Raw genomic sequence first — 521 nt, 5'->3', positions numbered from 1 at the left:
CCCGAGCCCTCAGCCCCTGGAGAGTCATGTCCCGTCGCCTGTTCACCTCGGAGTCCGTCACCGAGGGCCACCCCGACAAGATCGCCGACCGGATCAGCGACACCGTCCTCGACGCGCTGCTGCGCGAGGACCCCGCCTCCCGCGTCGCCGTTGAGACCCTGATCACCACCGGCCAGGTGCACGTGGCCGGCGAGGTCACCACCACGGCGTACGCGGACATCGCGACGCTGGTGCGGGAGACGATCCTGGAGATCGGCTACGACTCCTCCGCCAAGGGCTTCGACGGCGCCTCCTGCGGCGTGTCGGTGTCCATCGGCGCACAGTCCCCGGACATCGCCCAGGGCGTCGACACGGCGTACGAGTCGCGGGTCGGGGGCGGCGACGACGAGCTGGACCGGCAGGGCGCCGGCGACCAGGGCATCATGTTCGGCTACGCGACCGACGAGACGCCGACGCTGATGCCGCTGCCGATCGACCTGGCGCACCGCCTGTCGCGGCGTCTCACCGAGGTCCGCAGGGAC

The 521-nt window shown here is 71.6% G+C and carries 1 protein-coding gene; it reads left to right on the top strand.

Going from position 1 to position 521, the window contains the following annotated elements; translation table 11 throughout:
* Positions 1 to 26 precede the first annotated feature (26 nt).
* Positions 27 to 521: S-adenosylmethionine synthetase N-terminal domain-containing protein (locus LPA54_RS36450; RefSeq protein WP_306806606.1), on the top strand; the 495-nt coding region annotated here is incomplete at its 3' end.

It is taken from the genome of Streptomyces sp. DH12 (genome assembly GCF_020873895.1).
In the GTDB taxonomy this organism is placed as follows: Bacteria; Actinomycetota; Actinomycetes; order Streptomycetales; family Streptomycetaceae; genus Streptomyces.
The sequence above is the reverse complement of the archived record's forward strand: the minus strand, read 5'-3'. Positions and strand labels throughout refer to the sequence as shown.